A 26,198-nucleotide genomic window follows, 5' to 3' on the forward strand; every position below is an offset into this window, starting at 1 on the left:
AAGATTTGAACCGGCGTCAGTCTCAGGCCCGGCTAAGGAACCTGAAACTCGCTGATTCGTTTCCAGTGCTGCCGGCTGCGCTTCTCAGCGCGACCTGGCTGGCACCGTCTTAAGAAATTGACTGCGGTTTCCGCAATCTAGCTTCTTCTTGGGCTTGCTATTTGGTTTTCAAAGACCGAGTCGCTTGTACCGCCAGCGACTTCCTGCTACTGTTTCTTCGCTGCTGTCTCGCCGTCTTTTCGTCCGGCGGGGCGTCAGTTTCTATTTCAGTCCGGCGTCTACTGTCAAGCTACTGTTTTCGCCGTCCTGCTGGCTTCCGGAGTCTTCAGCGCCGCCCAGTGGCTTCCGCTGCTTTCTTCCGGAGGGGCGCGGCTTCTACCGCTTCGCCGCCCTCCCTGTCAACCGCTGCCTTCGTTGACTCCCTCGACTCGTCCGCCCTTTCCTTCCGGGCTTCTTCGTCGGGGGCGCGGCTTCTACCACCACCGCGTCTCCTGTCAACCTGCTGCGTTGACCGCCGTATTCCGTATTTTCCTACCGACCCACTCAAAGCGGATCCGCGCCAGCGCGCGGGCTTCTTCGTGAGCTTCGGGGCTTCTACCACCACCACCCCTGGGATCAACTTTTCAGGCTGACCCTTCTATTTCCTGCTGCTGCTCCGTCGAGGTGCGTGGATCAGCCACCCGGCCGGAGAGGCGCGGCTTCTACCACCGCCGCGTCCAGGGTCAACAATCCTCATCGACCCTTTTATTCTGCTGTCAGCTCCCACCCGGAGCTGCGTCGGGCGGGGCGCGGCTTCTATCGCCGTGACGCGCGCCCTGTCAAACACCTCTTCGCTCGCGCCCGCACATTCGTGCGCAGCGGATCCACCAGGCTCAGCCGCCAGCCACTTCATGGAGTGCCGCCTCCACTCCGGACAGCAGCTCCTCGAGCGCCTCGTCAGAGATAGTCAGCGCCGGCGCGATGTACACGGTGTCACCCATGGGCCGCAGGTAGAGCCCTCGGCGGCGCGCGGCCTCGTACACTCGCCACCCTCCCCGGGCGAGATAGCCACCCCCACCCAGGTCCACCGCTCCCACCATTCCCACGGCGCGGGGGCGCACCAGGCCCGGAATCGTGGCGGCCATCCGCTCGAAGGCGGCCTTTACGCGGGGAGCCTTTCGCGCCACCTGCCCCATCACATCCTCGTCCCGGTAGACGGCCAGCACTTCCCGGGCGATGGCGGCGCCCAGCGGGTTCCCACAGTATGAGTGCCCGTAATACAGCGCCCGGTTCGGCGCACCGAGGAAGCCGGAGAAGACGCGCTCCGAGGCCAGCGTCGCTCCAAAAGGCAGGAGCCCTCCCGAGAGGGCCTTCGCCAGACACAGCATGTCCGGCACCACGCCCGCCAGGTCCACCGCGAAGCGCGCGCCCGTGCGGCCCAGCCCCGTGAAGACCTCATCGGCGATGAGGAAGGTGTCCACCTCACGCGTGGCCTCGCGCACCGCCCGGACGAAGTCCGGCGAGTACATCACCATGCCCGCAGCGCCCTGCAGCACCGGCTCCAGGATGACGCCCGCAATCTCCCCTGGATGCGCACGCAAGGTGGACTGGACCTGCTCGAAGGCGCGCGCCCAGCCCCCCTCCTCCGCCGGAGAGGGGACGTGCACCACGTCGAAGAGCAGGGGGCCGAAGACCTCCCGGAACAGGGGAACGCCCCCCACGCTGGTGGCGCCCATCGTCTCGCCGTGGAACGCCCCCGACAGGGTGATGAAGCGGGTGCGGCGCGGCTGACCATTCTGCGCCCAGTATTGGGCCGCCATCTTGATGGCCACCTCCACCGCCGTGCTGCCGTTGTCTGAATAGAAGACGCGGGACAGGCGCTCGGACGCAGGGAGGCCGGGGCGGTCGGAACCGGGGGCGATGGCCGCCAGCTCCGACGCCAGCAGGGCCGCCGGTTCGTGCGTGATGCCCGCCAGGGAGACGTGTGGGAGCGCGGCGGCCTGCTCGGCGAGCGCGCGCATCAGGCGCGGGTGACGGTGGCCCAGCGTGGACACCCACCAGGAGCCGTTCGCGTCCAGGTAGCGAGTGCCGTCCGCGTCATGGAGGTATGCCCCTTCCGAGCGCACCACCACCAGTGGATTCGTCTCCGCGATGTAGGCCTCCATCGCCGTGTAGGGATGCCAGACGTGCGCCTTGTCCAATCCGACGATGTCCGCCCGCTTCACGCGTGTGCTCCTCTCGTGGAACTCAGTGCCCCCCCTTCCGTACCGGAAGAGCGGGCCACACCGCCGCGCGTCATGTCATGCCACGGCGCGTTCTACTGATGGCCCCCTGAAGAGGAGCGACCGGGCGCATCACCCCTCGGGGCCGAGGCGCCGCTCTTCGGCCCTGCGTGACGCTGCGATGACATGCCCGGTGTTACCTCGGTTCAGTCACTGACCGGGGAACTCGAATGGCCGTCCTCATCTTCTTCGTCTCGCACTGGCTGCTCTGCGTGTTCTTCCAGAGCTTCTTCCAGCACCGGTACGCGGCCCACCGCATGTACACCATGGGGCCGAAGACGGAGCGGGTGGTGCACCTGCTCACCTACCTGGTGCAGGGCTCGTCGTACCTGTCGCCCAAGGCGTACGCCATCCTCCACCGCGAGCACCACGCCTTCTCCGACACCGAGCAGGACCCGCACTCGCCCCACTTCTTCAAGGATGTGGCGCGGATGATGTGGCACACCAAGGCGCGCTACGACGACTACGCGGCCGGCCGAGGCCAGCCCGAGGCCCGCTTCCTGGGCGGCTACCCGGAGTGGCCGCTCGTGGACACCACGCTGCGCACCTCGTGGCTCGCCTCGCTGGGCTGGGTGGCCTTCTACTCCGCCTTCTACGTGGCGTTCGCCACCTCCCCCTGGCAGTTCCTGCTGCTGCCCCTGCACTTCCTCATGGGCCCCGTGCATGGCGCCATCGTCAACTGGTGCGGCCACAAGTACGGCTACCGGAACTTCGCCAGCACCGACAAGTCGCGCAACTCGCTGCCCATGGACTTCCTCTGCATGGGGGAGCTCTTCCAGAACAACCACCACAAGTACGGCAGCAGCCCCAACTTCGCGGCCCGGAAGTTCGAGCTGGACCCCACGTGGCAGGTGATGCGCGTGCTGGCCCTGCTGCGCGTCATCCGCATCACCACCCCACAGCGTGCCGTCTGGCCGGAGGCCCGAGAGGCCGCTCGGGCCGGGGGGGCCGCCCGGGCCGCCTGACGGACAGGCCAGCAACCCACTGCGGGCATGCGCGGGGCGCGTTAAAAGTGCCCCCGTGCCCGCCGATACCCCGCTCCGTCTGCGCATCCTCGAAGCAGTGACTGACGCCCCGGCCAAAGGCTGGGACGCGCTCGTCGGCCCCGACGCCCCACCCTTCGTCCGGCACGCCTGGCTGGCGGCAATGGAGGAGAGCGGGAGCGCCACCGAGGAGACGGGCTGGGCGCCGCATCACCTCACGCTGTGGCGCGGCCCCAAGCTGGTGGCCGCCGCGCCCGCGTATCTCAAGTTCCACAGCATGGGCGAGTACATCTACGACTTCGGCTGGGCGGATGCCGCCGCCCGGCTCGGGGTCGAGTACTACCCGAAGCTCGTCGTGGGCGGGCCGCTGTCCCCCGCTACCGTCCCTCGCTTCCTCATCGCCCCGGGCGAGGACGTCCCCGCCCTGCGCCGGGCCCTGCTCTCCGCCGCCGCCCAGAGCGCCCAGGAGGCGGGCTGCTCCTCCGTCCACGTCCTGTATCCGACGGGAGACGAGGCGGACTTCCTGGAGGCCGAGGGACTCGCCCGGCGCATCACCCTCCAGTTCCATTGGAAGAACCCGGGCTACGGCAGCTACGACGACTACCTGGCGCGCTTCGACTCCAAGCGCCGCAACCAGCTCAAGCGCGAGCGTGGGGCCGCGGCCACCCAGGGAATCTCCCTGCGCACGGTGCGCGGAGAAGCCCTCTCCCAGGTGCACGCCCAGCGCGCCTACGGCTTCTACACCTCCACCTGCGAGCGCCACGCCTGGGGACAGATTCAGCTCACCCCTGACTTCTTCGCGCGCGTCTTCCGTACGATGCCCGGCTCGGTGGAGCTGGTGGAGGCGGTGCGCGGTCAGCAGGTCGTCGCCGGCGCCTTCAACCTGGCCAGCCCGGAGCGGCTCTATGGCCGCTACTGGGGCGCCTTCGAGGAGCACCCCTTCCTCCACTTCCACGTCTGCCTGTACCACTCCGTGGAGGACTGCATCCGGACCGGCCGCAAGGTGTTCGAGCCCGGCGCCGGGGGTGAACACAAGGTGTCCCGCGGCTTCGAGCCCACCGCCGTGCACAGCGCCCACCTCATCTTCGACAAGACGCTGGACGGCGCGGTGCGAGGCTTCCTGCGCCGGGAGCACGCTCGGCTGGCGCCCGCCGTGGAGGAGGCCGAGCGCATCTGTGGGCTGAAGCCCTGGCCCCTGCCCGTCCCCCCGGGCACCGAAGGGGCTACCGGCCCCTGAACGCCCCCCGGATTGTCAGCCTGAAGAGACCTCTCCGCGACTTGAAGTTGTGAAACCGGGGTGAGCCTCTAGAGTGTCATCGCCATGAAAGCCCCGGAGACGGACGAAGACTTCATCCAGTGGTACGAAGACTGCTGGGCGGACCGCGACGAAGTCGAGTATCCGAAGATGTTCGGCGCCATTGACGAAGGCGTCTTCACGCTCGACCAGACGGATGCCATCCAGGCGTGGATGGAGAGTGAGCTGGCCCAGGTTCAGGAGGCGGACCCCAACTGGGGTCCCATGGGCGTGCGCGTCGCCCCGCCCAGCGAGAGCTACCCCTACTGGACCTATGTCACCAGCGGACTGTCCAACCCCTTCACCGCGGCACCCGGTGAGGACATCCCCGACGACGGGCCCAGCGGGCTGGGCTACGAGATGGTCATCCACACGCCCGAAGAGGCGAAGTGGCCGGTGTTCCGGCTGCTGGACATGATGGCCTACAACCTCGTGTCCCTGCGCGCCTTCGCCATGGGCCACCGCTACCCGGTGGAGGGCGCGCTGGATGGTGGCGAGTCCAAGCTGGGTGGCTTCGTGTTCGTCAGGGACCCGGCCCGGCCCGACCACTTCGTGCTCCCCAGCGGCAAGGTGCAGCTGCTCACCCTGGTGGGCGCCACCCGCAACGAGATGGCCTTTGCCCGCTCCAACGGCCTGGACAAGCTGATGGCCAAGCTGGTGGCCGCCGGCTCCGGCTACATCACCCAGCCCGACCGGGAAGAGGTCAAGCTGTAGTCGCACCGCTTCCGCTTCGCGCGCCGGCCCCCCTTCAGGTACCGGCGCGCGGCGGGGCGTTCTCCACCAGCGCGTGCAGGACGCTCAGCTCGAAGGGCTTTTCGATGCGCGGCACCGGCACCGACTGGAGGAAGGTCCGTGCACGCTCGGAGAAGCCCCCGCCCGTCATGAAGACGAAGCGCGCGAGCAGCTCCGGCTGACGCGAGGACAGCGCGTCGTACACGTCCATCCCCGTCAGGTCCCCCATCATCAAGTCACAGAAGATGCGGTCGAAGTCCGCGTCGCGCGCCAGCGTGTCCAGCGCCTCGCGCCCGCTGTGGACGACCACCACCTCGTGACGCGCGCCGAGGATGCGGCCCAGCACCGAGGCGAGCAGCGGCTCGTCATCCACCACCAGCACCCGCTTCCGCTCGGGAAGGTCCTTGCCCTCCGCCACCCGCACGGATGGCGCGTCCGCGTCGGTGGTGGGTAGCCGCACCTGGAAGACACTGCCCAGCCCCGGCGCGCTCGAGGCCGACAGCTCGCCGCCCATGCCTCGCACCAGGCCCAGGCTGGTGGACAGGCCGAGTCCAGCGCCCTCCCCCAAGGGACGGGTGGTGAAGAAGGGCTCGAAGGCGCGCTCCAGGACCTCGGGCGCCATGCCGTGGCCGTTGTCCGCCACCTCCACCACCACCGTCGCGCCGTCCCTCCAGGTGGAGAGCGTCACCTGGTAGCGCGCCACGTCTCCTTCCGGGATGGCCTGCGCGGCGTTGACGAGCAGTTGGAGGAACACCTGTCCCAGCCGCGTCTCGTGCGCCATCACCGTGGGCACCGGCCCCAGGCGCTTCTCCACCCGGGCCCGGTGGCGCAGGTGCGGCATCGCCATGGAGAGGCCGAACTCCAGCGCCGCGTGCACGTCCACGGGTGACAGGCGCGGCTCCTCCGCTCGGGCGAAGGTCTGCAAATCGCGAACGGTGGTGCGGATGCGCTCGGCGCCTTCCTTCGCCTCGCGCAGGGCCTCCATCGCCTCGCCCAGCGCGCGGGCCCAGGCGGCACTCACTTCGCCTCGCGCCGCGAGGGGCTCGAGCTGCTCCAGCGCGAACTGCAGGTTGCCCACGACGTAGGAGAGCGGGTTGTTGATTTCGTGCCCCACGCCCGCCGCGAGCTGTCCCGCCATGGCCAGCTTCTCCGACTGCACCAGTCGCTCACGCGCGGCCATGAGCTCGCGGGTGCGCTCGTGGACCAGGGCCTCCGCTTCCAGGCGGCCCGAGTGCTCACGCGACAGGAGCACGTCCCGCTCCGCCTCCGCCTGCTTCCTGGCGGTGACGTCCCGCCCGAAGATGGACACGTTGCCGTTGGCGCCCCAGGCGTGCACCTCATGCCAGCGTCCAGGCGTGGCGCGCCATTCGAAGATGGTGGGGCCCGCACCGCTCGCGACGCGGCGCAGCTCCCGCTCCATCCGCGTGCCCAGCAACTCCGGGCACGCCTGCCACAGAATCTGCCGGAAGAGCTGCTCCTGTGAGCGCCCGCTGAGCGCCGCGGCCTCGTGGTTCACATAGGTGACCCGCCAGTCCGCATCCACCGTGAAGAACGCGTCGGGTGTGGCCTCCAGCATGCTCCGCACCCAGTCCAGGGTTTCCCGGACGCCCTCCTCCAGCCGCAGGGCGCTGGTGATGTCACGCAGGCGCAGCAGCACACCGTCCCGGAGCGGCACCGCCGTTCCCTGCAGCCACGCGTCCCCTTCCTGGAAGCTGTCAGCGGCCGGCCGCCCCGCCTCCACCACCTCCCGGAGCAGGTCCACCCGGGCGGCCAATCCCGAGCCCGGCATCAGCTCGCGCAGCCGCTTGCCGCGCAGCGACTCCGGTGCGGCGTGCCCCAGTGCTCGCGCGCCCGCGGGATTGGCCCAGGCCCACTGAAAGTCGACCAGCGCTCCCGCCGCGTCCCGCACGGCGTGCAACACCATGCAGCCTTCGGGCTGGTGGCGCTCCGCTTCCTCGAGCGCCACGAGCAGCACATCCATGTCGGGCGCCGGAGCCGCCTGGAATCGGTCGTTCAGAATGGCTCCATGTCGACACGAATGCGGGGCCGTCACAAGTACACGCGGCGGACATGTATCAGTTCCCGTTAGGCTCCTCGGTCGCCCATGACGCCCACCCTCATCACCGCCGTCCGCTTCGAGCCGCTGCACCTCCCGCTCACCGAGCCCTTCGCCATCGCCACCGGCGCGCAGCACGCCGCGGAGAACGTCCTGGTGCGGCTCACCCTGGCGGACGGCACCGAGGGCCTGGGCGAGGCCGCCCCCTTCCCCGCCGTCAGTGGAGAAACTCAAGCCAGTACGCTGGCCGCCCTGGAGCAGGTGCGCGCGGGACTGATGGGACAAGACGCTCGCGCCTGGCGGCCCGCGTCCGAGGCGCTGGGGGATTCACTCGCGCTGGCGCCCTCCGCCCGGTGCGCCGTGGAGACGGCGCTGCTCGATGCGCTGGCTCGGCACTACCGCGTTCCGCTGTACGTGATGCTGGGCGGCGCGCAGGCCACGCTGGACATCGACATGACCATCACCGCGGGAGACGTGGCCCATGCGCGCAAGTCCGCGCGGGCCATCCTGGCGCGGGGCATCACCACGCTGAAGGTGAAGGTGGGGGCGCTGCCGCCCGATGAAGACGCGGCACGGCTGGTGGCCATCCATGAAGTGGCGCCCCAGGCCCGGCTCTTCGCGGATGCCAACGGCGGCTATGACGTGGCCGAGGCGCTCGCCTTCCTCAAGGCGCTGGAGCGCGCGGACGTTCCCCTGGCCCTCTTCGAGCAACCCGTGCCCGCGCATGAGGTGGCCGGCATGGCGGAGCTCACGCGCCGCTCGCGCGTGCCGGTGTGCGCGGATGAGTCGGCGCGCTCGGCGAAGGACGTGCTGCGGCTCATCCGGGAAGGCGCCGCGCATGCCATCAACATCAAGACGATGAAGTGTGGCGTCGTCGAGGCCCTGACGATGTGGAGCCTCGCTCGCGCCGCGGGCCTGGAGCTCATGGTGGGCGGCATGGTGGAGAGCGTGCTGGCCATGTCCGCCTCGGCGCACCTGGCCGCTGGGCTGGGGGGCTTCACCTATGCCGACCTGGATACGCCGCTGTTCATCGCGAGCCACCCCTTCCAGGGCGGGGCCCGGTACGCGGGCGCACGGCTGGAGCTGCCAACGGATGCCCCCGGGCATGGCGTCACGCGGGCCTGAGCCACACCCCGTCGCACGGCCTGCGAGCAGGCAGGCGCCCCTGTTGAAACCGCTTTGCTGAAGCATTCCAGCGGCGCTGCGCTCCTGCAGGCGGTCTCCGTGGGGGCCCTTGATGGCTTGTCGGAGCGGCCTCAGGCTTTCCGATTGTGCCTGTCTCTCCTGATGACACCATCGCCTCCCTGCTGCACCCCGCGCGTCGCGAGCCCGCGCGCCTGCGTCGACTGACGGTGCTGGCTGCCTGCGCGGCGCCTCGGCCACTGCCGGTGAACACGCTCGCCGAGGCCCTGGGCACGTCGCTCCATGAGGGCGCCCGGCTCGCCTGTGAGGCGGGGCTGTGCACGGTGCTCCCGGGACACCGGCTGGCGCCCACCAGGGCCGCGACGCTCGACATGGCGGTGAACCTGCTGGAAGTACCCGAGGTCCGCGAGACGTGCGCCCGCCTGGCGCCGCTGGCCGAGGCCTCCGACGAAGCCCTGCTGTTGATGCTGGCGGCGGATCCGCTGGGGCTGGGACGTGAGCTGCTCCAGCAGGCGACGGGACGCGCCGCGGACATGGCGGCGGGCATCCTGTGGGCGCTGGAGCCCACGCCCTCGCACAGCGCGATGCCCGCGCCCTGGAGCTTCGCCCCCTGGGGTGAGCAGGCGCGGTGGGCCAGTGCCTTGCTTGCCACGGCCGCGCACGTCCTCGTGCGAGGGGGGCGGGTGGCGTCCGGGCACGCGCTGGTCGCCTGGGCCTTGGGCACCGACGGACTCGCGGGCCGAATCTCAGAGGACCATGGCTTCCTGGCGCCTACGCATCTGCAGTTCCTTCTCGACGCGGGACAACGGGAGGCGGGCATCGCTTTCGCGCGCGAGGCGCATCCGGCGCTCGACGGTCCGGAGAACACCTTCTCACGCCTGATGATGACGGTGCTCGAGGGACGCGTGGCGATGGATGCCGGCGACGACACGCTGGCTCGGCGCCTGTTCACCACCGTGGAGGGCCAGGCTCGCGCCGCCGGACTGGACGACCTGGTGGGACTGGCCAAGGTCGCCTTCGCCACGCTGGCCCGGCGCGCGGAGCAGAACACCGCCGCCATCCAGTTGGGGCTCGCCGCGCTGTCCCTGCTGTGCGGCGAGGTCCCCTTCGAGGCCGTGGCCCTGCTGGGCCTGGGACTCGCCTACTCCCGGGAGGGCCGCCACCTGGAGGCCCAGTCCGCGCTCACGCTCGCCCTGCCGGGACTGGACATCCCCTTCCAGCAGCTCTCCGCCTATCCACAGGCCATCGCCACCGACTGCTTCCTGGGCGATACCGCCGAGGCGGAGCGCAAGCTGGCCGCGCTCGTGGCGCGCGCACCCGATTCACCCCAGGCCCGGCTGGCCGTGGGCTTGAGCCGCGCCCAGCTCCACTGCGCTCGCGGAGAGTGGGAGGCGGCCCTCACCACGCTGGACGGACTGAGCGGCGACGAGGAGACGGCGCAGCCCCACCTCTATGCCATCCCCACCGGATGGCTGCGCGTGGAGGCCCTGCTCGCGCTGGGACGGGCCACGGAGGCCTCTTCCGTCCTGGACGCCCTGGCCCAGCGGCTCTACCTGCGCAACAGCGCCACCCAGCCGGCCCGGCTCCATCTGCTCGATGCCCGGGTTGCCTTCGCCAATGGCGACATGGCTCGTGCGCGCCGGGCCCTGCGCCGCGCGAGCGCCCGCCCCGACCGCCTGAGCGCCCAGGACTTCACGCTGCGGGTCCGCGTCCTCACGCTGCAACTGGCGGAGGCGGGCGGCACCGAGGCGCAGCGGTTGAGCGCTCGGCAGGCGGCGCTCGCGGAGTGGCGGCGGCTCATCGACGCGCTCCCACCCGAGGCCCAGCAGCGCTTCCGCCGCGCCTATGACAGACCTCAATTGCGGACCCTGCTGGGTGAGTCCCCCACGGAAGACGGCTTCGCGCCGCCGTACCTGCGCGGCCGCTCCGCGGTGTTCCGCTCGGCCGTGGCGCAGCTGCGCAAGGTGGCTTCCTCCGACGCCAGCGTGCTGCTGTTCGGTGAGACGGGCGTGGGCAAGGAGCTGGCGGCGCGCGCCATCCATGACCTGTCCCGGCGTGCCTCGGACCCCTTCGTCGCCGTCAACTGCGCGGCCATCAACGATGAGCTGCTGCTGTCGGACCTGTTTGGCCACGAGCGCGGCGCGTTCACCGGGGCCCTGGCCCGCCAGCGAGGGCGCTTCGAGCAGGCCCACGGCGGCACCCTGTTCCTGGACGAGGTGGCCGACATCAGCCCTCGGGGACAGGCCGCGTTGCTGCGGGCCTTGCAGGAGCGCTCGTTCCAACGCGTGGGCGGCGCGGAGACGGTCCAGGTGGATGTGCGCGTCGTCGCCGCCTCCAACCGGAACCTGGCGAAGGCGGTCCGCGCGGGCGACTTCCGGCAGGACCTCTTCTTCCGGCTCAATGGCATCCAGGTGGAGCTGCCGCCCCTCCGCGAGCGCGACGAAGACGTGCACCTGCTGGCCACGTACTTCCTGGAACAGGCGGCACAGGAGCGCGGGGGCTCGCCGAAGTCGTTCACTCCCGAGGCCACGCGGTTGATGCGCGCCCACCCGTGGCCCGGAAACGTCCGCGAGCTGCATAACGTGGTGCGCGCGGCGGACGTCCTGTCGGATGCGCCAGCCATTGGTGGCGCGGTGCTCGCGCCGCTCTTGCAGCGGGCGCTGGAGTGCGCCGAGCCCCGGCCCGCGCCCGCGGCGATGACGGACATCCCCATGCTCTTCCGGCAACATGGGGGTTCCCTCCGCGACTTCCTCGCGGAGGTGCAGCGGCAGTGCATTGCCCAGAGCCTCGTGGAGAATGGCGGCAACGTCGTCGCCACCGCCTCGGCGCTGCGCATCTCCCGCTCCCGGTTGACGCAGGTCGTCCTGGGCAACGCCGAGCTGCGCCGGATGTCCGGGCGGGAGCTGGAGACGCCTCCCGCCCGGCCCACTCGTGCGCCGCGCGCTCGCAGGGCCTGAGCCCCCACGTCTCAGTGCGTGGGTTCGAACGAGGGCTTCGCCAGCGACGAGACCTCCGTGACGGGCTTGTCGAACACGTCTCCCAGGACGCCGGGCAGGCCGGCCTCCATGGCCTGGAGACCCACCGCGCCCGTGAGCCAGCGCGCGGCGAACTCCGGGTGGTCCAGGTAGGACTCACGCACGACGAGCGCCGTGGAGACCTCCGCGAGCACATGGTCGTCGACGCGCAGGAACTCCGCTGGCGCCCGGTCCACCTGCCGCTCCCCCAGCACCACGTCCGCCGTCTTCTCATCCAGCACGTGGATGAAGGTGCGGTAGCGGCCAGGCTTCAACGCGACACCCGGACCGATGATGGACTCCTTGGGCTCCAGCCGCTCCAACGCGAGCGCCGGTCCGGGACACCCCTGCTCGATGGTAGGCGCCTTGCCGCCAAAGCGCGCCGCCTCCCAGTCGGGATGGCCGGACACGGTCCGCAGGCTGGCACCGAGCCGCTCGGTGATGCGGGCGGCGCTGCCACGCAGGGACGCGGACTCCCGCACGCACAGGCGCAGGGCGTCGCGGTTGCTCGTCAGCAGGGCGCTGTGCACGTTGAACTGGGAGGCATCGTCGGGCGCGTGGGTGTCCTCGGGGTTGCCACACCGCACCGCGGCCAGGACGACACCGGACATCGCGACCACATGGGCCAACTCACGCAGAGGGAAGCGCTTCATGGAAAAGTTCCTCATGTCGAAGGGATGACGGCGTTCAGTTGGCGCGGTTCGCGATGTTGCGCACGGACACGAAGTCGGACGTCGTCGGGTGCCACACCGGGTCGGTGCACCCGTAGCTCAGGTACAGGTTGTTGTGCATCACGCTGTGCATGCAGTCCCCGTGGTAGCTGGGGTCTCTCAGGCCCACGAGGTGCCCCGTCTCGTGGTTGATGAACTTGCGCGCGCGCTCTCCCATGGCGGCCATCTGCTCCCGCTTCAGGTGCGCGTTCATGTACATGTAGTGCTGGTGCCGCCCGCTGGAGTCCGTCACCGGATTCACGGCCGTGACACAGGCGTACTGCTCGCCGCCGCACAGCGCGGCCCAGGACTCGCGGACGCGGAACTCCAGCTCGATGCGGTTGCGGTCCGCCGTCGCGTACTGGTTGCAGAACTTCTGCGTGCGCCACAGGTCCACGCGCCAGTCCGCCGCGCCATCCCAGACGAGGCTGAAGTCCAGCTTCGCCAACGTCTGCTCGATGAAGGGCGCAATCGTCGCGGCCGGGAGCGCGGTGGTCTCCGACATCACGCAGTACTCTTCGTCCTGCGAGCCCGGCCCGCTGCCGCCACCCGCGGGGCCGTCATTGCCATGAATGGTGGCGATGTGAATCTGGTTCCAGCCCGTATGCGAATGTGACGCGTTGGCCGCGGGCACATGGCGGAAGCCAACGAAGGCGGCGGTGGCCATCCAACCAGCCAGCATCCAACGCGGAAAGCGCTGGCGAGAGGCGAGCGACTGTTCATCCATGGGGCGTCTCCTGAGGGGTGCGCTGCGGGTGTCCCGGATGGGACGCGCAAAGGCCATTGCAGCGGCTGTGCCGCGTGCCGCCCCCCGGAGCGTCACGCCACCGCGCGGCCGGAACCGGTCACCTGACGCATGGAGTGACCACAAAGTGGTCACCGGCCGCGCACCGCGGGCTTCGCGGAGGGGAGCGTGGAGCACCTGAGCAACCTGGCCCCCTGATGTGACGCCCGCCGAGCGGCCCGTGAGGATTGGCGGGCCGCTCCTCGCGGGGCATTCGCGCTAGGGTAGGCGCATGACCCTGGCTGTCTGTGTGCGGTGTGGCAACTCGAAGGTGGGCGCCTTCACCCCCTGCGCGGCTTGCGGACTGGACCCCGCCGCCCATGGCACCGAACGGGAGCTCCAGGCGCGCAGCCTGCTGCTCACGGAGCGCTACCTGCCGGGGGGCGAGCTGGAGGAGCTGGGCCGGAAGATTCGCAAGGGTGAGCCCGTGTCCTACGACGCCGGGCTGCTCGCGCAGATTACCGAGGACCTCCGGACGCAGAAGCTGCCCATCGTCTCGAAGTCCTCCCCTGGGTGCTCCGTCGCCCTGTGGGCCGTGGTGGGCGTGCTGCTCGTGCTCGCCGTGGGCTTCCTGCTCATGTCGCGGCTGCGCGGGCCCTGAGCGACCCGACGGGCGGGCCGCGGTGGGACACCGGCCTGCGCCCGTCCACTCCGGGTGATAGGCTCCGGCGCGCATGGCCAACCAGGACTGGGTGACGCGTCTGCTCACCGGGCGCGCGACGGCGGACAAGCAGCTCAATGTCCACCTCTCCGAGCGCGACGGCGGCAGCCTCCACGACAAGATGCGGCAGGCGTATTGGTGGATCACCAACAACGCCGTCATCTGTCCCTACTACGACCTGGAGTTCGGCGCGGCCGCGTCGCTCAAGACGCCCGCGGGTGACGAGCTCCACCTCCCCGAGGACACCAGCTACAGCTCGTTCGTCCTCATCCCCCTGCTCACCCTCTTCACCTGCCGGCGCGCGCTGCTCGTGGGCGGGCCGGGACGCGGGAAGACGACGTCCGCCCTCCTCATGGCCCTGCTGTCCGGCATGGGCCGCGACGAGGTCCACCGCGGCATCCAGCGCGGCCATCCGCAGCTCTCCATCGCGGACCTGCTGGGCGCGCCGCTGCCCTCCGACATGCTCAAGGCGGAGGACTTGTCCGCGGTGAAGGTGAGCTGGCGCAAGTGGATTGGCCAGCGCGTCAAAATCATCGACGAGTACAACCGCATCCCCACCAAGACGCAGTCCGCGCTCCTGTCCCTCATGGCGGAGGGCTACGCGGAGATGATGGACCAGTACGTCTATGCGGGCCGCTCGTCCTGGTTCCTCACCGCCAACGACGACCAGGGCGGCGGCACCTTCCAGGTCATCGAGGCGCTGAAGGACCGCATCGACGTGGTGGTGCGCGCGGTGCCGTTCAACTCGGGGTTCATGGACCAGCTCCTCCAGCGGCTGGAGGCCGACAAGTCCCCCGAGGAGCTGCTGCCCCAGGAAGTCGTCTTCACGCCCGGCGAGCTGGAGCGCGCCTACGCCGCCATCCTGGAAGTGGAGGTGCCCAAGGACGTGCTGGAGCGCATCGCCTTCTTCCTGGGGCAGCTCGACTTCTGCCGCATGGCCTCGCCGCGCTTCGAGTTCAAGCACAAGGACACGCTCAAGCTGGCCGGGCAGACGGTGGCCGCGGTGTGCAACGAGCAGTGCCCGTTGGACAAGAAGGTCCACCTCTGCACGCAGACGGAGAACGGTGTCAGCGTGCGCGCGTACCAGACCATCCTCCACTTCGCGAAGGCCATGGCCTTCTTCCGCGGCCACGCCGCCGTGGAGCTGGAGGACTTCCGGCAGATTGCCCCCTGGGTGCTGCACGAGAAGCTGGTGCCCAACCCGCGCAGCGCCTTCTTCGAGGTGAAGGGCCACCGCATGCTCCTCCAGGACCGCGTGGCCTGGCTGCGGAACATGTTCGACATGGCCATGGGCCACTACGACACGCACGAACCCCTCCGGCGCAAGGTGACGGCGCTGCGCCAGGAGCTGGACAAGGGCCTGTCCGGCGTGGACCTGCGCACCACCGAGAAGCGAATGAACCGGGTGACGGTGCTGATGAAGGAGCTGCTCACCCGGCACGAGCTGTCCGGCCCCGTCTACGAGGACGTCATCCACCTCAAGTCCCTCTACAGCCGCTACCGGAACTACGCGACGTGGCTGAAGGAGAACCCGGGCGGCCGCCCATGAGCACCTTCACCGACGAGTTGGAAGCCAATGCCCGCGCCCGGTTCGTGCGCTGGGACTCCAGCCTGTGGCACGAGCTCACCGGCGGCGCCGCGCAGCGGCTGGGACAATCCCTGCTCGAGGCGGGGACGCCAGCCGCGGAGGGCGAGGAGCTGCTGCGCGCCTACCTCCAGCTAGGCGCGGAGGCCATTGGCCTGGGCTACCTGTATCCCGCGAGCGCCGGCAGGCAGAACTTCTTCACCCTGGCGTGGTCGGACCTGATTCCCCGCTTGCTGGCCGCCGTGCCCACCCAGGCGCGCTCGCAGGTGTTCGCCCAGCTGTGGAACCTGGGGGAGAACCTGGAGTCCGCGCCGCCGTGGGTGCAGCGCATCTTCTGGCGCGTGGGCCAGGGGCTGACGTCGCTCCAGGACATCGAGGCGCGGCTGCGGGAGACGTCCGCCGTGGCCCTGGAGCCGCCCGACGCGCCGCTGGCCGAGCGGGCCCAGGCGCACTGGGTGGACCTGTCGAAAGAGGACAGCCGATTCCTCCCCGGCGCGATGCACTTCCTGTCCCCCACCGTGGTGTGCGTGCATGACCGGCACCGTCAGGCCGTGGCGGGCCGCGACGCGGCCACGCAGGGCATCTGGCTGGCCAAGGCGCCCGTCAGCCTGGGCGCCATGGGCTGCCGCGAGGTGCCGGAGCAGACCCGCGTGGAGAGTCCCCATCTGGACGAAGCGCTGCGGGAGGACCCGCGCGCGGACGCGTGGTTCGCGACCCTGGGCAATGACTGGCGAGTGGCGGCCACGCTGCACACCTCCCAGCACGTGCTGGTGTTCGTCCCGGAATGAGCCCGCCGCCGCGCATCACCCGCGAAGACGTGGCCACGGGCTGGCGCGACGCGCTGGCGCTGTGGGACGTGCGCGTGCAGCTCAGCCCGCCCGAGCCGCACGTGGCCTTCCATCCCGACGAAAGCCACGCCCAGGAGCCGCTCGCGTACATCGACCTGGTGAAGCGCCAGGTCTTCGTCAACTTCAAGCTCCTGGAGGCCATGGAGGCCACTGGCAGCCTCACTGCGGTGCTGGCGCATGAAATCGGTCACCACGCGCGCTTCCCGCACACGCTGGGCTGGGACGCGGAGCTGCGCGTGCAGGAGCAGCGGCTGGTCCCCGGCCTGAAGCAGTCCCTCACCAACCTCTTCTACGACTTGCAGGTGAACGAGGTGGTGGGCCGCACGCACGCGGCGGCGCTGTGCGCGGTGTACCGCGGCTTCCAGCGCGTGCAGGGCGGCGAGGTGTCGCCGCTGTTCTTCTTCTACCTGGCCATCTACGAGGAGCTGTGGGGCCTGCCCCCTGGGGAGCTGGTGCCCGCCGCGCAGCTCGAGGCGATGGAGCAGCGCTACCCCGGCGTTCGCGCCGAGGCGCGCATGTTCGCGCAGACCTTCTACGCGCTGCCCACCGGCAAGCTCCAGTTCCTCTACTTCTGCGCCACCTTCATCCGGTACATCGAGCAGCCTGCGGACCTGGAGTTCAGCCTGCCGCTGGGCGGGGACGTCTCCGTGCCGGACGTGGACGACCTGGACGCCGCCATCCACGGCAGCAGCCGCTGGGACGACGCGCTGGAGGAGGCGGAGGGGCGAGGCTGGCTGGAGCCCTTGAGCACCCGCGCGAAGGAGAAGGACGCGCTGGACACCATCCACCGCGTCACCGAGCACCTGCCCGGCAAGCAGGGCGGGACGCTGCGGCGGGCCCTGGTGGCGAAGCACTACCGGCGGCTGGTGGACCGGCACATCTTGAAGCTCCCCACCGCGCCGTCCCAGCCGGAGCCCTACCTGCGCACCACGCCCCAGGCGTGGGAGTATGGCGACGACCCATCCAGCATCGACTGGACGTTGACGGTGCTGTCCCAGGGCCACCTGGCCGCGGTGTCTCCGCTGCGCCGCGAATTGGAGGCGGACCTGCCGCCCCCGTCCGAGCTGGGCGCGCCGTCCGTGGAAATCTACCTGGACACCAGCGGCTCCATGCCCAACCCGGAGCTGAGCCTCAACGCGATGACGCTGGCGGCCCAGGTGCTGTCCGCCTCCGCGCTGCGGAAGAAGGCCACGGTGCGCGGCATCGTGTACTCGCACGGCAACCCACAGGTGTCGCCGTGGATGTACGACGAGGAGACGGCGCGCGACTTCCTGCTGAGCTACATCGGCGGAGGTACGCGGTTCCCCTTCGACGTGATGGACGCGCTGTCCCGCGAGCGGCCCGACGCGCTGCGCATCATCATCTCCGACAGCGACTTCCTGATGAACGTCACCGCGGAGAAGCCCCTGGCGCCGGTGCTGGAATCCATCCGGCGCTCGCGCCTCGTGGTGGCCATCCTCGCGGTTCCCGACGAGCTCCGCGCACGGCAGGCGCTGGCGCCGCTGCTGCGCGAGCGCCGCTTCCGGCTGGTGGTGGTGCGCTGGCCCTCCGACTTCGCGAAGGCCGCCGCCGACCTCGCCCAGGCATTGCTGGAGAATTGAGTCCCATGGCTTTCGACATCCGCGAGATTCAGACGCAGCTCGAAGCAGCCCCCATCGTGTCGCCGTATTCGCATGACCTGGCGCTGGCCATCATCTGCGACACCTTCCGGCTCGCGAAGGTCCGCCCCCCGTCCCGCGCGGACTGGGGCGCCCTGGAGGACCGGGCCCGCTCCCCGCTGTGGCGGGAGCAGGTGGTGATGCTCGCGCACGTGCTGGTGTCCTCGGCGCTGCGGCAGGAGACGGTGCAGGCGCTGCAGCAGAACGACGACGCGACGACGCTTTTGCAGCGCTTCTTCCAGGACGTGGCCCCGCTGACGGCGGAGATGATTCGCTCCAACACCTTCCGCCGCGAGGAGTTCCTTCGCAAGTGGGTGCGCGTCGTGGGCGGGCAGTGCACGGGCGAGTCGCCGAAGGGCTCCGTCGCGCGAATCGAGCAACTGGACTACCGCAAGGCGGAAGCGGAGATGCGGCGCGCGGAGGAGGCCCGGAAGAAGGAGGCGGACAAACGCCAGCAGGCCCTCCGCGAGGCGGAGCAGCGCGCCACGGAGGCGCGTGGGTGGCGGGAGTGACGGAAGTCTTGTCGGCGCACCTGCGCGTCGCGCCTCGCGCGAACATCCGCCGGGACACCTCCTCGCAGCGCCCCCACATCCCCTGGGCCGAATCCATCGCCGAGGGCCTGGCCCGCTTCGCCTCCCTGGCCGACGAGGACGCGGCGCGCGCGGACCTGGACGCTCGGCTGTCCGGCCTGCGCGACGCGCTGCGGGACTCGCCGTACCACGCCCGGAGGCTCCACGCGGCGGGCCTCCACCCGGGTGACCTCCAGACGCTGGACGACCTGCGCCACCTGCCCTTCCTGGACCGTGAGGCCCTCGCCGCGAACTGGGACGCGGTGCCCACGCTGCCGTCGGACGCCGATGATTGCGTGGTGGTGAAGAGCTCCGGGTCCACCGGCGCGCCGGTGAACGTGGTGAGGGACCGGCGCGACTGCCTGCACATGTGGGCCGTGCTGCGCTTCCTCGTGACGCGCGTGGGAGCGGCGCTGCCTCCGCATCCGAGGGTGGTGCTGCTGGACGCGCTGCCGGGCGGGCTGGAGTATTCGGTGCGCCTGCCCATCCTCCACGACGGCGCGCTGCACCGAATCTCCGTCCTGCGCGAGGACGCGCTCCAGCGCCTGCGCCGCGTGCGTCCCGCCGTGCTCTTCTCCGACCCGGAGGGCCTGCGGTGGCTGGCGGCACAGCGCGACGTGCCCACGCCCCAATTGGTGCTCACCTCCGCGCAGCACCTGCCCGCCGGCCTGCGCGCGGAGCTGGCGAACGCGGTGCCCACGCCTGTCCTCAACTACTATGCAACAACGGAGACGGGCCCGCTGGCCTGGGAGTGCTCGCGGCCCGAGGCGCCGGGCCGCTTCCACGTCCTGGCCCCGGATGTCTGGCTGGAGCCTGGGCTGGACGAGGTGGTGGTGACACGGCTGCGTCCCAGCGTGCTGCCGCTCTTGCGCTACCTCCCGGGCGACGCGGGCAGCGTGCGGCGTGACGCCTGCGCCTGTGGCTTTCACGGGTGGACGCTGGAGCACTTCGGCGGACGCGGGGCCTGCCACTTCGTCACGCCTTCGGGCCGGGAGGTGGACGCCTGGGCGCTGGCCTGGGTGTTCAAGCACCATGCGCTGCGTGGCTTCCGACTGACACAGGCGGGCGTCGCGCACTTCCGGTTGGAGTTGGCGGGCGCGAGCCCTTCGGACGTCGTGCCACTGCGCGAGCGGCTTGCCGGCGCCTTGCGGAACCTGGGTTGGACGCAGCCGAGCCTGGACGTGTGTCACGTAGAGGAATCCGCGCTGGCCATGGGCACCAAGCCACAGCCGTTCCGCCGGCTGCGCTGAGCAGCCTTGCATGGCAGAGCGGCGAGCAAGATGTCATGCATTGGGCTCCGGTGCTTACCTGAGAAGTGCGCGGTTCCTTGCCAGCGGTAGGCAGCCGTCCGGAGCCGGCCCCTGACCATGCACGCTCGTCTGGAACGACATCACCTACGCTTACGCTGGGCTTCAAGCGCCGGACGTTATGGCGTCGCGCTGCTCGCCTTCGGCGCGGCGTGGCTCATCCAGGCGAGCGTGGCACCGTTCCTCCCCGCCACCCCCTTCCTGTTCTTCTTCGGCGCGGTGATGGTGGCCGGCTGGTGGGGCGGCTGGGGCCCCGCCATGGCGACGACGCTCCTGTCGACGGTGGTGGCGGATTTCTACTTCCTGAAGCCACTGCTCGACCAGTCGCCTGGCGCGGGAAGGGCTGTCTCGTTGGCGGCCTTCGCGGTGCTCTCGCTGCTGATGACGAAGCTGAATGTCATGCTGCGCAAGGCCAACGCGGAGCGGGCGCGGCTGCTGGAGCGGGAGCGGGCGGCCCGAAGCGAGGCGGAGGCCGGACGGGCACGGCTCCACACGCTCTTCCAGGACGCGCCCGCGGGCATCATCCTCATGCGTGGCCCCCGGCACGTCTATTCCTTCTCCAACACGATGAACGACACGCTGATGGGGACGGACCCACTGGAGGGCAGGGAGGCTCGCGAAGCGGTTCCCTGGGCGGAGGAACGCGGCTTCATCGCCCTGCTGGACGAGGTCTACCGCACCGGCGTCCCTTACGCGGGCAATGCGGTGGCGTTCCCTCGCGAGCTCCCCACTGGGGAGAGACAGGAGACGTATCTCAACATCGTGTATCAGCCCACCCGGAACGAGCAGGGGGAGGTCGACGGCGTCGTCGGCTTCGGGTTCGACGTGACGGACCTGGTCCGGGCCCGACAGCGCGCCGAGGCCCTGACGCACGAACTTCAGCAGGCCGAGGCGCGTGACTGGCTCCTCGCGGAGTCGGGCGCGGTGTTGACGTCGTCGCTCGACGACGAGACGACGCTGCGGAACATGGCGAAGCTGGTGGTGCCCACCTTCGCGGACTGGTGCCTCGTCGACATGGCGGAGCCAGGCGGGACGTTCCGGCGCCTGGAGGCGGCGCACTTCCGGCCCGAGGACGACGCGCTGGCGGAGGATGTCCTCCGCTTCGGAATGCGCCCCAGCGGCAACCCAGGGCATCCCCCCACGGGCGCCTTGCTGAAGGCGGAGACCGTTCACATCGAGCGGTTGACCCGGGAGCGCATTCACGCGCTCACGCACAACGCGGAGCATGCCCGGGTGATGGAGGCGATGGGGCCCGTCTCCCTCATCTCCGTGCCCGTGATTGCGCGCGGACAGGTGTTGGGGGTGCTCAGCTTCATCCACTCCTACTCCGGCCGGCATTACTCGACGTCGGACCTGGCGTTCGCCAGGGAGTTGGCACACCGGGCCGCGCTCTCCCTGGAGAATGCCCGGCTCTATGCGGAGGCTCGGGAGGCCATCCGCCTGCGCGACGAGTTCATGTCCATTGCCAGCCACGAGCTGAAGACGCCGCTCACCCCGCTGAGCCTGAAGCTCCAGGCGCTCGCGCGCGAGCTGGCCCGCAACCCGGGCCCGGTTCCGCGCGACCTGGTGGAGCGCTACGTGGTGGTGGGCGCACGGCAGGTGCAGAAGCTGGCGGAGCTGGTGGGCGACCTGCTCGACGTGTCGCGCATCTCCGCTGGGCGGCTCTCGCTGGAGATGGAGGAGCTGGAGCTGGGGTCGCTCGTCCGGGACGTCGTCACGCGGTATGAGCCCCAAGCGGCGCGAACCGGCTCCTCCTTGCTGCTGGAGGCGGGGGACTTCTACATCGTGGGCCGGTGGGACCGGCTGCGCCTGGAGCAGGTCATCACCAACCTGGTGGACAACGCCGTGAAGTACGGCGACGGCAAGCCCATCCACGTGCGCCTGGCGCCGCATGACGACGGAGCGCGGCTGACGGTGCGGGACGAGGGCATCGGCATCGCGCCCCAGCACCTGCCTCGCCTCTTCGGCCGCTTCGAGCGCGCCGTGTCGGAGCGCAACTACGGCGGCCTGGGCCTGGGTCTGTACATCACCCGCACGCTGGTGGAGGCCATGGGCGGCCGGGTCCACGTGGAGAGCACGCTGGGGAGGGGCTCCACCTTCACCGTGGAGCTGCCCGGCAACCTGGGCGCGGAGCAGGCCCTCCGGGCCCCCTTGGGCGATTCCGGACTCGAAGGTCATGCGAGGCCGGGAGGCACCAGTTAGAGGGGCGTCACCACGAGGAAGGAGTGAGGGACATGGAGACTCGGAAGCTGGGAAGGCAGGGCCCCACCGTTTCGGCGCTGGGCCTGGGCTGCATGGGGATGTCCGATTTCTACGCGGGCAGGGATGACGCGGAGTCGGAGGCCACGCTGCTCCACGCGCTGGAGCGGGGCATCACGTTCTTCGACACCGCGGACATGTACGGGTCGGGCGCCAATGAAGAACTGGTGGGCCGGGTGCTCAAGCCGCACCGGGCGAACGTCGTGCTGGCGACGAAGTTCGGCATCGTCCGCGACCCGGCGGACCCGCAGAAGCGCGGCATCAACGGGCGGCCGGAGTACGTGAAGCAGGCGTGCGAGGCCAGCCTGCGCCGGCTGGGCGTGGACGTCATCGACCTGTACTACCTGCACCGGCTGGACGCGCAGACGCCCATCGAGGACACGGTGGGCGCCATGGCGGAGCTGGTGCGCGAGGGCAAGGTGCGCTTCCTCGGCCTGTCGGAGGTGGACGCGGACACGCTGCGCCGTGCGGCGAAGGTGCATCCCATCAGCGCGCTCCAGAGCGAGTACTCGCTGTGGAGCCGTGAGCCGGAGGACGGCGTGCTCCAGGCGTGCCGCGAGCTGGGCGTGGGCTTCGTCCCGTACAGCCCGCTGGGACGCGGCTTCCTCACGGGGCAAATCAAGCGCTTCGAGGACCTGGCGCAGGACGACTACCGCCGCTTCTCGCCTCGCTTCCAGGGGGAGAACTTCACGCGCAACCTGGAGCTGGTCGGCCACATCGAGCGGCTGGCACGGGAGAAGGGCTGCACGCCAGCGCAGCTCGCGCTCGCGTGGGTGCTTGCCCAGGGGAAGGACCTGGTGCCCATCCCCGGCACCAAGCGCCGCAAGTACCTGGATGAGAACCTGGGCGCGCTGGAGGTGACGCTCACGGACCAGGACGTGGCCGCCATCAACGCCGTCGCGCCTCCGGGCGTCGCCGCGGGTGGGCGCTATCCGCCGTCCATGCAGTCCTCGCTCCCCAAGGCGTCCCAGCCGCGCGCCCGGTGAGGTGACCCTCAGCTTCGGACGCGAGGGAGCTGGGCGTGCGGCTGCCACGCGCCGTCGCCGCCCAGGCAGTAACGGCAGGTGGCCAGCGGCGTCTCCCGTTCGAGGAAGCCGAGCAGTTGGCCCACCAGGTCCGGCGTGTTCAGCGGCACGCCGTCGACCTCGCCCAGCGCGGGCATCTCCGGGTACGTGCCACCGAGCACCGTCGCCACATGCGGCGGGCGCGTGCAGGCGTAGAAGCGGCCCGCGTGGACCAGGTGACAGCGGACCTTCAGCCAGCAGCGCGCGTGGATGCCGCGCACGGCGTCCTCGGAGTCGTGCGGCGCCTCCGGCGTGAGCTGCTGGAAGGCGTCGATGCGCTTCACCGTGAGGAAGACGCCGTGCTGCTCGCAGCGCTCGGTGATGCGGGCGATGGAGCGCTCCGGCAGCGGCGCGGAGGTGTAGACGGACAGGGTCATCCGGTCCAAGCGCTCGTAGACGGCGTCAGGGGCGCTCTGGGCGAGGAAGCCGTTGGTGGTGACGGACACCTGCGGGGAGATGCCCGAGGCGCGCACGGCGTCCAGCACCGCTGGCAGGTCGGGGTGGAGGAAGGGCTCGCCGCCGGTGAGCTTGAAGACGTTGGGCCGGAGGGCCCGGGCCAGCTGGCGCAAGTCCTTGCCCAGGGCAGCGGGGTCCACGGTCCAGGCAGACAGGTGCGGCGACAGCGGGCAGCACTGCACGCAGCGCAGGTTGCAGTGCGTGGCGACATGCGTCTCCAGGGACCAGGTGAGGATGCGTCCGTCTTGGAGTTCGTAGCGCACGGCGGGACTATACGAGGTTGCCCGCGGCCCCTGGCGCTTGTCACAGTGCCCGCGTGTCTCACGCTTCCGGCGGAATGCTCGCCACCCTGCCCCGCTACCAGTCATCGGCGCGCCAGGCGCCGTCCGTGTGGCGGCTCCATCCCCCGGGCCTGTCACCGGAGGCCGTCGCCGCCTTCCTGCGCCATGCGCTGCCTGCCGACAGCAGCGTGTTCCAGGGCGTGCGCCGGGTTCCGAGCGCCTTGCCGCGCGTGCGGCGGAGCGTGGGGACTCCGGAGACGCGCGAGGATGAGGACCGGCTGGCGGAGCGGCTCGTGGCCGCGCTGGCGGGCTGCGTAGGCAAGCACCTGGCGGCGGGCGCGGTGGACGTGAGCCTGAGCGGCGGCGTGGACAGCGCCGCGTTGTGCGCCCTGGCCGCGCGGCAAGCCCCCGGACGCGTGCGCGCCTGGACCATGGATGTCCACTTCGCGGATGCCACGGAGCGGCGGAATGCCCGGATGGTGGCGAGTACGGCTGGAGTCGAGCTGGTGGACGTGTCCATCCCAGACGCCGTGCTCCCGGAGCTGTTCGAGCCCGCCGTCCTGAGCCAGGAGACGGCCATCCTCAACGCCCGCGCCGTGGCCAGTCATGCCTTCTACGCGGAGGCCCGACGGCAGGGCGCCTCCACGTTGCTGAGCGGCGCGGGCGCGGATGAGGTGCTCATGGGCAACCCGGCGGCGCTCGCGGGTGCGGCGGCCCGTGTGATGGAGGACCGGCGCCTCGCGCATGAGGTGCTGCGCGCAGGGCCTGTGGACAACTTGGGGGTGGATCAGCGGGCCCTCCGCCGCCCCTGGGACGCGGGGCTGGCCTCCCATGACGAGGATCACCCCGAGGAGGTCCGCTACGCGGCCTGGGTGCTGTGGGAGCTGGTGCTGCCTCCCGAGCTCCGGAGCGCGCGCGCACACAGCGTGAACGTGTGCACGCCCTACCTGGACGCGGACTTCACGGACGCGGCGCTGGGGCTCCCCTTGGACGTGCTGGCGCGGCATGGGGCCGGCAAGTGGCTCTTCCGGCAGGCGGTGCGCACGCTGGTGCCGGACGAGGTCCGGTGGGCCCGGAAGACGCCGCGCTATGCGCACACCGCGCTCTCCAGCCCCGTCCGCGCGCGCTGGCTGGAGCTGTACCGGGAATGGCTCACACCGGCCCGGCTGGCGCCGTTGGAGGTCGTCGACCCGGGCGCGACCCGGGCCCTGCTGGAGCGCTCCGCACGTCTGGCCGCCGACGCTCCCGAGGCGAGCGTCCTGGACCGGCTGTTGATGCGGTTGTGCTCCCTCGCCATGCTCCACGCCCACGCCCACGCCCACGCCAGCGGCCATCCCCCATGTCCCGAATCCTGATTGCCACCTCCCCCGAGAAGGGCCACCTCAACCCCATGGCCGGCGTCGCGCAGTGGCTGCGCCGCATGGGCCACCACGTGGGCTGGCTGTGCATCCCCGAGCCCGCGCCACAGCTTGAACGGCTGGGCGTGGAGGTGCTGGCGCTGCCCCACGTCGAGGCGCCCGTGCCCGCCATCGAGACAGGAGGCGAGGCGCTCGCGCGGTTGGTGCTCGATGAAGCGGCGCTGGGGCAGTGGATTCGCGGCCTGTTGATTGACGCCGTGCCCTCGCTGCTGGCGCCGGTGCGAGAGGCCGTCGAGCGCTTTCGTCCGGACGTCATGGCCCTGGACGGCATGCAGTACGCCGCCGTGCTGGCCGCCCATGCGTTGCGAATCCCCTGGGCGGGCGTGTCCTCCGCGCTGTCGCTGCTGGAGCCGCCCATCGACTACGGCCTACGCCGCAACGTGCGCGCGCTGGCCGACGAGCGGCAGGCCCTGTTCGCCCGCCACGGCTTCGAGGCCCGCTTCCGCAACTGTGAGTGCCTGTCACCGGACCTCAACGTCGTCTTCGCCACCGAGGCCTTCCTGGGCTCCGATGCGGGGCTGCCTCCCGCCACCCACCTGGTCGGACCGTCACGGCCTCCCGAGGCGCGCGGTGACGAGGTGGACTTCCCGTGGGAGCGGCTGGGGACCAGGCCCGTGGTGTACGTGTCCTTCGGCAGCCAGATTTCGTGGCAGCCGGGTTTGTTTCAGACGATTGCCGAGGCCGCCGCGCCCCTGGGCGTCACCGTGGTGCTCAGCGCGGGTGAGCTGGCTGATACAGATTTTGTTCACGACCTTCCTGGGGACGTGGTCGCTGTGTCATACACACCGCAGCGACAACTGTTATCGCGAGTCTCCGTGCTCGTGTCTCACGGCGGCGCCAACTCCGTCATGGAGGCGCTGACCGAGGGCGTTCCGATGCTGCTCCTGCCCGTCTGCAACGACCAGCCCATCCAGGCGCACTTCCTGGCGAAGTCGGGCGCGGGGCTCGTGCGGGCGCCGCGCTCGCTCTCCGTGGAAGACTGCCGCGAGGCGCTGCGACAGCTGCTGGAGCCGGGCACGCTGCTGCGACAGCGGGTGGCCGGCATCGCAGCGTCCTATCAGGCGCGCGACGGCGCGAAGGACGCCGCTGAACGCATCCTCCGACTCGTGGCGTGA

20 protein-coding genes are annotated in these 26,198 nt (G+C 70.4%); 15 read left to right on the forward strand and 5 right to left on the reverse strand.

The features are described from left to right. Nucleotides 1–872 precede the first annotated feature (872 nt). Complete coding sequence (gene bioA / locus HV826_RS27810; protein ID WP_176419990.1) at nucleotides 873–2,204, reverse strand: adenosylmethionine--8-amino-7-oxononanoate transaminase; 1,332 nt, start codon at nucleotides 2,202–2,204, stop codon at nucleotides 873–875. A 227-nt stretch (nucleotides 2,205–2,431) separates the two neighbouring features. On the opposite strand from bioA, the gene HV826_RS27815 reads away from it, so the two are divergent. The 3 genes from HV826_RS27815 to HV826_RS27825 all read left to right on the forward strand — a co-directional run bounded on the left by HV826_RS27815 (nucleotide 2,432) and on the right by HV826_RS27825 (nucleotide 5,252). Then, entirely contained in the window at nucleotides 2,432–3,226 is a 795-nt protein-coding gene (locus HV826_RS27815) for an acyl-CoA desaturase (RefSeq protein ID WP_176419991.1), read from the forward strand. 55 nt (nucleotides 3,227–3,281) lie between these two features. Continuing rightward, nucleotides 3,282–4,481 (forward strand): GNAT family N-acetyltransferase, encoded by a 1,200-nt coding sequence (locus tag HV826_RS27820; RefSeq protein WP_176419992.1) that lies wholly within the window; start codon nucleotides 3,282–3,284, stop codon nucleotides 4,479–4,481. A gap of 84 nt (nucleotides 4,482–4,565) precedes the next feature. Beyond that, nucleotides 4,566–5,252: a suppressor of fused domain protein gene (locus tag HV826_RS27825; RefSeq protein WP_176419993.1), complete on the forward strand. Its 687-nt coding sequence runs from the start codon at nucleotides 4,566–4,568 to the stop codon at nucleotides 5,250–5,252. Between the two features lie 34 nt (nucleotides 5,253–5,286). On the opposite strand, the gene HV826_RS27830 is transcribed toward HV826_RS27825, so the two are convergent. Next, nucleotides 5,287–7,251, reverse strand: coding sequence for an ATP-binding protein (locus HV826_RS27830; RefSeq protein WP_255217444.1), 1,965 nt, complete (start codon nucleotides 7,249–7,251; stop codon nucleotides 5,287–5,289). A 123-nt stretch (nucleotides 7,252–7,374) separates the two neighbouring features. Here HV826_RS27830 and HV826_RS27835 point away from each other — a divergent pair, with 123 nt between their 5' ends. Both HV826_RS27835 and HV826_RS38140 read left to right on the forward strand, forming a co-directional pair. Next, nucleotides 7,375–8,451 carry a dipeptide epimerase gene (locus tag HV826_RS27835; protein ID WP_176419995.1) on the forward strand — a complete coding sequence of 359 codons (1,077 nt, stop codon included), beginning with the start codon at nucleotides 7,375–7,377 and terminating at the stop codon, nucleotides 8,449–8,451. 146 nt (nucleotides 8,452–8,597) lie between these two features. Next, nucleotides 8,598–11,426, forward strand: a complete 2,829-nt coding sequence (locus HV826_RS38140) for a sigma-54 dependent transcriptional regulator (protein WP_176419996.1) — start codon at nucleotides 8,598–8,600, stop codon at nucleotides 11,424–11,426. Between the two features lie 11 nt (nucleotides 11,427–11,437). On the opposite strand, the gene HV826_RS27845 is transcribed toward HV826_RS38140, so the two are convergent. Together HV826_RS27845 and HV826_RS27850 are read right to left on the reverse strand one after the other, a co-directional pair. Continuing rightward, entirely contained in the window at nucleotides 11,438–12,136 is a 699-nt protein-coding gene (locus HV826_RS27845) for a hypothetical protein (RefSeq protein WP_176419997.1), read from the reverse strand. A gap of 34 nt (nucleotides 12,137–12,170) precedes the next feature. Continuing rightward, complete coding sequence (locus HV826_RS27850; protein ID WP_255217445.1) at nucleotides 12,171–12,920, reverse strand: hypothetical protein; 750 nt, start codon at nucleotides 12,918–12,920, stop codon at nucleotides 12,171–12,173. Between the two features lie 289 nt (nucleotides 12,921–13,209). Between HV826_RS27850 and HV826_RS27855 the strand changes: the two genes are divergently transcribed. The 8 genes from HV826_RS27855 to HV826_RS27890 all read left to right on the forward strand — a co-directional run bounded on the left by HV826_RS27855 (nucleotide 13,210) and on the right by HV826_RS27890 (nucleotide 22,850). Beyond that, nucleotides 13,210–13,578, forward strand: a complete 369-nt coding sequence (locus HV826_RS27855) for a hypothetical protein (RefSeq protein ID WP_176419998.1) — start codon at nucleotides 13,210–13,212, stop codon at nucleotides 13,576–13,578. Nucleotides 13,579–13,651: 73 nt separating this feature from the next. Beyond that, entirely contained in the window at nucleotides 13,652–15,187 is a 1,536-nt protein-coding gene (locus tag HV826_RS27860; protein WP_176419999.1) for an AAA family ATPase, read from the forward strand. Further along, nucleotides 15,184–16,011, forward strand: coding sequence for a hypothetical protein (locus HV826_RS27865; protein WP_176420000.1), 828 nt, complete (start codon nucleotides 15,184–15,186; stop codon nucleotides 16,009–16,011). The genes HV826_RS27860 and HV826_RS27865 overlap by 4 nt, the downstream gene beginning before the upstream one ends. Further along, on the forward strand, nucleotides 16,008–17,672 hold the full coding sequence (locus HV826_RS27870; protein WP_176420001.1) for a VWA domain-containing protein: 1,665 nt from the start codon (nucleotides 16,008–16,010) through the stop codon (nucleotides 17,670–17,672). Before HV826_RS27865 ends, HV826_RS27870 begins: the two co-directional genes overlap by 4 nt. Nucleotides 17,673–17,677: 5 nt before the next feature. Continuing rightward, a complete protein-coding gene (locus HV826_RS27875) occupies nucleotides 17,678–18,241 on the forward strand; it encodes a hypothetical protein (protein ID WP_176420002.1) in 564 nt (187 codons plus the stop codon). Next, complete coding sequence (locus HV826_RS27880; RefSeq protein WP_176420003.1) at nucleotides 18,229–19,548, forward strand: AMP-binding protein; 1,320 nt, start codon at nucleotides 18,229–18,231, stop codon at nucleotides 19,546–19,548. Before HV826_RS27875 ends, HV826_RS27880 begins: the two co-directional genes overlap by 13 nt. A gap of 228 nt (nucleotides 19,549–19,776) precedes the next feature. Beyond that, nucleotides 19,777–21,807, forward strand: coding sequence for an ATP-binding protein (locus tag HV826_RS27885; protein ID WP_368671006.1), 2,031 nt, complete (start codon nucleotides 19,777–19,779; stop codon nucleotides 21,805–21,807). Nucleotides 21,808–21,839: 32 nt separating this feature from the next. Continuing rightward, nucleotides 21,840–22,850: an aldo/keto reductase gene (locus HV826_RS27890; protein WP_176420005.1), complete on the forward strand. Its 1,011-nt coding sequence runs from the start codon at nucleotides 21,840–21,842 to the stop codon at nucleotides 22,848–22,850. Nucleotides 22,851–22,858: 8 nt separating this feature from the next. Here the strand turns inward: HV826_RS27890 and HV826_RS27895 are convergent, their stop codons facing one another. Then, nucleotides 22,859–23,647 (reverse strand): radical SAM protein, encoded by a 789-nt coding sequence (locus tag HV826_RS27895; RefSeq protein WP_176420006.1) that lies wholly within the window; start codon nucleotides 23,645–23,647, stop codon nucleotides 22,859–22,861. 74 nt (nucleotides 23,648–23,721) lie between these two features. Here HV826_RS27895 and HV826_RS27900 point away from each other — a divergent pair, with 74 nt between their 5' ends. Together HV826_RS27900 and HV826_RS27905 are read left to right on the forward strand one after the other, a co-directional pair. Beyond that, a complete protein-coding gene (locus HV826_RS27900) occupies nucleotides 23,722–25,020 on the forward strand; it encodes an asparagine synthase C-terminal domain-containing protein (RefSeq protein ID WP_217917492.1) in 1,299 nt (432 codons plus the stop codon). Continuing rightward, nucleotides 25,005–26,198, forward strand: a complete 1,194-nt coding sequence (locus HV826_RS27905) for a glycosyltransferase (protein ID WP_176420008.1) — start codon at nucleotides 25,005–25,007, stop codon at nucleotides 26,196–26,198. Before HV826_RS27900 ends, HV826_RS27905 begins: the two co-directional genes overlap by 16 nt.

It is taken from the genome of Myxococcus sp. AM010, assembly GCF_013372585.1.
Lineage (GTDB): Bacteria > Myxococcota > Myxococcia > Myxococcales > Myxococcaceae > Myxococcus > Myxococcus vastator.

Bases quoted from the DNA above. Each gene is read 5' to 3' on its own strand.
- HV826_RS27860 (WP_176419999.1), top strand. From the start codon at position 13,652: ATGGCCAACCAGGACTGGGTGACGCGTCTGCTCACCGGGCGCGCGACG.
- HV826_RS27850 (WP_255217445.1), bottom strand. From the start codon at position 12,920: ATGGATGAACAGTCGCTCGCCTCTCGCCAGCGCTTTCCGCGTTGGATG.
- HV826_RS27845 (WP_176419997.1), bottom strand. From the start codon at position 12,136: ATGAAGCGCTTCCCTCTGCGTGAGTTGGCCCATGTGGTCGCGATGTCC.
- HV826_RS27870 (WP_176420001.1), top strand. From the start codon at position 16,008: ATGAGCCCGCCGCCGCGCATCACCCGCGAAGACGTGGCCACGGGCTGG.
- HV826_RS27905 (WP_176420008.1), top strand. From the start codon at position 25,005: ATGTCCCGAATCCTGATTGCCACCTCCCCCGAGAAGGGCCACCTCAAC.
- HV826_RS27865 (WP_176420000.1), top strand. From the start codon at position 15,184: ATGAGCACCTTCACCGACGAGTTGGAAGCCAATGCCCGCGCCCGGTTC.
- HV826_RS27830 (WP_255217444.1), bottom strand. From the start codon at position 7,251: ATGGATGTGCTGCTCGTGGCGCTCGAGGAAGCGGAGCGCCACCAGCCC.
- HV826_RS27815 (WP_176419991.1), top strand. From the start codon at position 2,432: ATGGCCGTCCTCATCTTCTTCGTCTCGCACTGGCTGCTCTGCGTGTTC.
- HV826_RS27855 (WP_176419998.1), top strand. From the start codon at position 13,210: ATGACCCTGGCTGTCTGTGTGCGGTGTGGCAACTCGAAGGTGGGCGCC.
- HV826_RS27890 (WP_176420005.1), top strand. From the start codon at position 21,840: ATGGAGACTCGGAAGCTGGGAAGGCAGGGCCCCACCGTTTCGGCGCTG.
- HV826_RS27825 (WP_176419993.1), top strand. From the start codon at position 4,566: ATGAAAGCCCCGGAGACGGACGAAGACTTCATCCAGTGGTACGAAGAC.
- HV826_RS27875 (WP_176420002.1), top strand. From the start codon at position 17,678: ATGGCTTTCGACATCCGCGAGATTCAGACGCAGCTCGAAGCAGCCCCC.
- HV826_RS27900 (WP_217917492.1), top strand. From the start codon at position 23,722: ATGCTCGCCACCCTGCCCCGCTACCAGTCATCGGCGCGCCAGGCGCCG.
- HV826_RS27835 (WP_176419995.1), top strand. From the start codon at position 7,375: ATGACGCCCACCCTCATCACCGCCGTCCGCTTCGAGCCGCTGCACCTC.